Source organism: Kamptonema animale CS-326, assembly GCF_028330895.1.
Taxonomy (GTDB): Bacteria; Cyanobacteriota; Cyanobacteriia; order Cyanobacteriales; family Microcoleaceae; genus Kamptonema; species Kamptonema formosum.
Genome location: NZ_JAQMUA010000084.1, coordinates 1 through 3,341, shown reverse-complemented (window position 1 = coordinate 3,341; position 3,341 = coordinate 1). Strand labels below are relative to the sequence as shown.

Sequence of the window (3,341 nt, the reverse complement as noted above, 5' to 3'; positions counted from 1 at the left end):
GACTTACACACCAACAACTAACAACTAACAACTAACAACTAACAACTAACAACTAACAACTAACAACTAACAACTAACAACTAACAATTATGCAAATTAGCGATCGCTCTCCTCTTCCCCCTACCAACGTACCTCATCTCGCTAGAGCCGCTTCCGTCAAACGCACCACTGGAGAAACAGATGTAACAGTCATCCTGAATCTGGACGGCATAGGCACTTGTAAGGCAGCAACAGGAATTCCCTTTCTAGACCACATGATGCACCAGTTGTCTTCTCACGGCCTGATCGATCTAGACGTACAATCGATCGGTGACTTAGAAATTGACGACCACCACACTAACGAAGATGTGGGCATTACGCTGGGCCAGGCCTTGGGGAAAGCGCTAGGCGATCGCAAAGGAATTGTCCGTTTTGGTCATTTCATTGCCCCTTTAGATGAAGCTTTAATTCAAGTAGTATTAGATTTTTCTGGCCGCCCTTACTGTAGTTATGGATTAGAAATTCCAACTCAGCGGGTGGGTACTTACGACACCCAGTTAGTCAGAGAATTTTTCATGGCAGTATGCAATCATGCTCAAATGACATTGCACATTCGGCAGTTAGACGGAATTAATTCTCATCACATTATTGAAGCAACCTTTAAGGCTTTTGCCCGTGCTTTGCGGATGGCTGTGGAAATCGATCCCCGCCGTGCCAGTGCGATTCCGAGTTCTAAGGGAGTTCTGTAGATAGATTGGTCAAAAATTTATAACCGCAAGAAGAAGGAAGAAGGATTTAACGATCTAGAAGGGAAATGCAATCAAATTTTGACCTTCTAGATTGTAGCCTCTGCTTTGCGGTCTCTACTTTGCACCCTCGGCCCTCTACCTTCTACCTTTTGCCTGCTTTCCTAATTAAAATAAGTGGCAAATGTAATTCTTAACCTTTTTTACGTTCATTTAACCTTCATACTAGATCTAAGAGCTTCAATAGCTGGATTGACCCGCCTAGCAGTCTGCAAGAGAAATTCGTTTTATGCCTTGGTCTCGTATCCTCAGTGGAATAGTTGCGATCGCCCTTGCGTTGGGAATGATTTTTTTAGGGGGATGGTACTTCACCATCGGCTTTGGGATTATTGTCTACCTCGGTCAGCAGGAATATTTTCAACTCGCCCGCGCCAAGGGTATTGCACCCGCTGGCAAAACCACCTTAGCCGTCAGTCAAGTTTTGCTAGTAACTGCGGCCCTGGCACCAAACCTGGTAGATGCCATGTTTGCCTTAGCAGGAACCTTAATCTGTTTTTACCTGTTGTTCCAGCCCAAGTTGTCAACGATCGCAGACATTTCTTCCTCAATCTTGGGATTGTTCTACGGCGGTTATTTGCCCAGCTATTGGGTAAGGCTGCGAGTCGGGCTCGACCAAACCGCATCTGCCATGTCTCAGGCAGTGGCTAGTAATGCACCCATTAACGACTACTGGCCCGATTGGACAAATGCCCGCACTTTACCTTTAGGGTTAGCAACGCTGCTATTAGCTTTCGGCTGTATCTGGGCCGCTGATATCGGCGCTTACTTCATGGGTAAATTCTTTGGTCGCACCTCCCTGTCCCACATTAGCCCCAAAAAGACGGTAGAAGGTGCTGTGTTTGGAGTAGGCGGTAGCGTTGCAGTGGCAGTAGCGGGATCTTGGTATTTGAACTGGCCAGGGTGGCCCTATACTGGCATAGTTTTGGGTTTATTGATTGGCATCGCTAGTCTATTGGGAGATTTAACGGAGTCCATGATGAAGCGAGATGCTGGAGTCAAGGATTCCGGGCAGTTGATCCCCGGTCACGGTGGTATTCTCGATCGCACTGATAGCTATGTTTTTACTGCGCCCTTAGTTTACTATTTTGTAACTCTGGCATTGCCGTTAATTGATTCTTTTTTCTGAACCCGCGATCGCTCTTGTTTTGGGTTGCGATCTAACCCTATTTTTCCAGCTCAGAGGATATGTTGGGATGTCTGATTTTGCTGCTAAAGTCAAAGTCATTGATTTGTCTCACTCTTGATATTGACCCATATCACTCCGATCTTTTATTCCTATCACTGGCTATAAGAGACTTCCATCAGCCTTTAGGCAGAAAACTATCACATCGTCTTCATGATGGCGGTCACATACGCTTTGCTAACTTTGCCGGATATTAAAGGCATAGATGTTTTTCACTGCTAATGACAACTCAAGCGTTTCTCCCAGAATTTATCATTTCAGAACTGTACTTTACAGCCTGGAAGTCAGGCGGCATCAATCGGAAGCATCGGCAACAACTTCAGTCGGCAATATTAACCAATTCCCTCAGCGAACCAGACCACAAAATTATTACTAGATTGCTGTACGCTGTACGTCGGGGATGGCTCTCAATAGTAGATTAACCTCAAATAGAGTGCTGAAAAAAAAGATAATTACCAGCATCTCTACTTATAATTTTACTTATAATTTTATAGTACGATCTTAAGATTTTGAATTTAAAAATCATTAAATATAAGCTTTTTTTCCAACCTTAAGTAAGGCGGCGGTAAAAGCGCCAACTGTCTGAGACAAAATTAACAGGACTTACGCACCCAAACAAAGAAACCGGGTTTTTTGACGAAAATACTTCGCCATGACCCATAGATTCTCTCAAAAACCCGGTTTCTGGGACGACCTGCGTAAGTCCTAATTAAGTAGGGCGACTAGAGTTAAATTTAATAGGTTGTGTACAATATTTGCGTAGCTCGCAAGTAGCAACAGACAAAATTTAACAGAAGATAAGTCAAACCTATGACACTGATTATAACTGGCTCGAAGATGATTCGGGATTTAGAGAAGTCGGGTTCCCTGGCCGCCTACGTCCCCTTAGAGGGTGGATTTGAAGGGCGCTACCAGCGGCGACTTAGAGCTGCAAGCTACAGCACCCACAATATCACAGCGCGAGGTTTAGGTGACTTAGCTGCTTATCTAACAGGGGTTCACGGCGTAAGACCTCCCCACCTTGGTAAAAAAACTACTGGTAATGAGGCCTCAGTTGGCTACGTTTATTATCTGCCCCCAGTGGTAAATACTCAATTGGAGCACTTGCCCCCGAAAGCCAAAGGGTTGGTATTGTGGATTATTGAGGGGTTTGTTTTGTCCCGTCAGGAAATTGAATATTTGACCGTTTTACCTAGTTTAGAGCCTCGAGTGAAAGTAGTGGTGGAAATGGGAGGCGATCGCGCCTTTCGCTGGACTCCCCTAAAAGATGCCTTAATCGCCGCAGCTTAAACTCTAGCTGAATGCGATCGCGCCATTTTTCAATCAGGACTTACGTAACGCCGCCATCCTGGCGGTAAAGGAACCGCCAGGAT

The 3,341-nt window shown here is 45.1% G+C and carries 5 protein-coding genes; all 5 read left to right on the top strand.

Annotated elements, in window-relative coordinates:
- Positions 1-89: 89 nt before the first annotated feature.
- The 5 genes from hisB (at position 90) to ndhN (ending at position 3,258) form a co-directional block, all read left to right on the top strand.
- Entirely contained in the window at positions 90-728 is a 639-nt protein-coding gene (gene hisB / locus PN499_RS04890) for an imidazoleglycerol-phosphate dehydratase HisB (RefSeq protein ID WP_272030559.1), read from the top strand.
- 286 nt (positions 729-1,014) lie between these two features.
- Entirely contained in the window at positions 1,015-1,911 is an 897-nt protein-coding gene (locus PN499_RS04885) for a phosphatidate cytidylyltransferase (RefSeq protein ID WP_272030558.1), read from the top strand.
- Complete coding sequence (locus tag PN499_RS04880; protein WP_272030557.1) at positions 1,895-2,029, top strand: hypothetical protein; 135 nt, start codon at positions 1,895-1,897, stop codon at positions 2,027-2,029. Before PN499_RS04885 ends, PN499_RS04880 begins: the two co-directional genes overlap by 17 nt.
- A 160-nt stretch (positions 2,030-2,189) precedes the next feature.
- A complete protein-coding gene (locus PN499_RS04875) occupies positions 2,190-2,390 on the top strand; it encodes a hypothetical protein (protein WP_272030556.1) in 201 nt (66 codons plus the stop codon).
- 388 nt (positions 2,391-2,778) lie between these two features.
- On the top strand, positions 2,779-3,258 hold the full coding sequence (ndhN, locus tag PN499_RS04870; protein WP_272030555.1) for an NAD(P)H-quinone oxidoreductase subunit N: 480 nt from the start codon (positions 2,779-2,781) through the stop codon (positions 3,256-3,258).
- Positions 3,259-3,341 lie beyond the last annotated feature (83 nt).